This is a genomic window from Oleiphilus sp. HI0117 (genome assembly GCF_001635235.1).
The window spans coordinates 1-2383 of the sequence record NZ_LWGA01000972.1; the positions used below are offsets into that span (position 1 = coordinate 1).

Sequence of the window (2383 nt, forward strand, 5' to 3'; positions counted from 1 at the left end):
GATGCAGTTAAAGCAGATAGCACATAATCTGTAGGTTTCTCGACTAAGTACTTAGATATCTCAGGGACTCGCTGAGTATTGAGCTTTCGCTGAGCCCTCAACTGAGGGGGGACCTCTTCACCATCGAAGATGAATATTTTAGGAATAATGCGCATTGGGCACATAGCGATATAAAATGGTTTTCCTGCTTGCATGCCTCTAGTAGCAGGAAATGAGTAGCAGTAGCCGGAATCCATTTATAATTTTCCTAAGAAGCGGTACGTTAAAAATAACGTAATTCTACTACCTGTCTCCGGAAGTTCAATGAAAATATTAAGTATTTTGAGGGAGGGCTGCTTATTGCTTGCATAGTAATGTTTTTTTTAGCGTAAGTAATTACATCTATACCTTGTAGAATCGATATCCTCGAATTTGATATCCCTTACTATTCAGAAGCTTTTTAAGCTCTGGTGCTGTTTTGGGTAGTGGTTGTTGCAAGATACTTAAAAGCTTTTTATCAAACCCTGATTGCTTTTTGTAGTCAGAAAAGCTGTCATCAATTAGTTTAGATTTTCCGAATAATGGAGGGGGTTGGAAATTTTCAACATAGTCAAAGAAATCGACGTCCTGATCCGCTAATTTAACCTTGATCCGCTCCCTGAGCGGCGGTGTTGGAGATGAGCTAAAATCGTCATACCCCATGAAGGAGCACTTGCCTGATCTAATGTGTATCTTGATAAGATCTATTTCATCTAGTTCGCCATATAATTGCATTGCGCAGCCCACATATACTCTTAATAGAACGGGTAAATCGTTCAAAAACTTTTTGTGGAATGTTAAAGACTTACTTGGAATAAGGTGAGCAGCAGGTATCTGGTGAATGGTCTTTTGGCAGGCTGCTTCAATTTCTTCCGTTTTGGCTATATTGAAAAGGAGGAATTTTCCAACATCCCTAGCGTCGTTATAGCTGCCGAATAGGGCTTTGACATCAAGTTGTAATTCTTTAGGTAGCTGAGTATAGGGTTTTCGTTTACCAAAGAATGACAATGCAAAATATACTGATAGGTCTTGGGTGCGTTCCACTTGAGATTTTTCAAAATCAGTAGTATCAAAGCGTTTCTGTAAGAGATTAAAAACTTTCTTATGTGAACCAATCAACTCTTTCAATTTTGGGGATTGTTCGAACTCTTCAGCTGCTGGAAGGCGTCCTAAAGATAAACATTGCTGCCAGAAATTTTCGAATAACTCGCGATTCTTTTCCAAGACCAACTCAAACTTATCCAGCTTGACCTGCGGGCGTGAGGAAAGTTGTTTCCAGTGATGGGTTCTCCGTTGCCTCTTCTCTAGGAACAGCTGCTCTTCAATCTTATCTTTGAATATGAAGAAAATACCTGGAGCAACCGGGATAGCATTTTCATCCAGCGTTTGTTCTATGAATGTTTGGAGTTCGCCTTGTGAGTAGTATTTTTGAAAGGTATTGATAGATGTGATGACACCATCTTTGTAGGGTTTGAATCTTCTAATGAAACTTTCTGAGCCGAGCATTGCTGAAACGACCAAGAGCTTGTCTGCAAGAGCGAATGCGTTTGAAAGTGCATCAATTCTCTCCTCTCTATCTTCAATGACGTTAATGACGTATCCAATATTGACTAGGTCACAATTGAACTTGTCTGTTTCAGGTCGAAAGTTAGGATCCCAACCAACTGCGTCAATACCATGTGCTTCTAGCTCTCTTAAATCATCTCCGCGACCACAACCATAATCGAAAACAGAATACTCACCATCAAGATATCCGTGCTTCGCCAGGTTTCTCATAGGAACTGATAGTTCGTTTCTCGCAATTGCTGTTTTGTGGCGGTCGATGACTTTATTGTTATCAGTTTCTTGAAGTGTAACAACTGCTTGCCTGAAAAGCCGACCATCTACAAGTGTATAACCTTTTTGTTCTATCAAGCGCTCCCAGGAGCTTTTAAATCCGATAATGTGTGTGTTGTCGTACAAGCCTGCAGCTTCGCCTTCTTGAGTTATATGGCAGCACTCTTCATAACGAGGGTGATCCTCAGTAATAAATAATTCTTTGCGGTGCAGTATGGGAGGATTATCAGATGTGGTGTATTTACTCTCTTTAACTGATTTTTCTACTAAGTTTACGGTGTTGCTTGTGTGCAAGCTTGGATAAGCTTCATCAAAGAATGAAGGGTAGTTTAAAAAAGATATTCTAAAGCTGCGTTTATAGAGTTTAACTACATTCCATTCATCTGTGGTCAACTTGATCGCTGTAGAGATACGAATTAAGAAGTCTCTCAGTACTCCATCAATAGTATCGAATGAATCTTTGTGAAAATAGATGGCCTCGGGCAGGTGTTTACCAATTTCAATTGATTTGACTTGCGTTAAGAATGCT

The 2383-nt window shown here is 39.9% G+C and carries 2 protein-coding genes; both read right to left on the reverse strand.

What is annotated here, in order from left to right:
- The coding region (locus tag A3757_RS17405; protein WP_156506387.1) for a DNA sulfur modification protein DndB at positions 1-236 on the reverse strand (236 nt) is incomplete at its 3' end.
- Positions 237-381: 145 nt separating this feature from the next.
- Positions 382-2383, reverse strand: a 2002-nt coding sequence (locus A3757_RS17410) for a DNA phosphorothioation-associated putative methyltransferase (RefSeq protein ID WP_068740006.1), incomplete at its 5' end; no start/stop codon positions are given.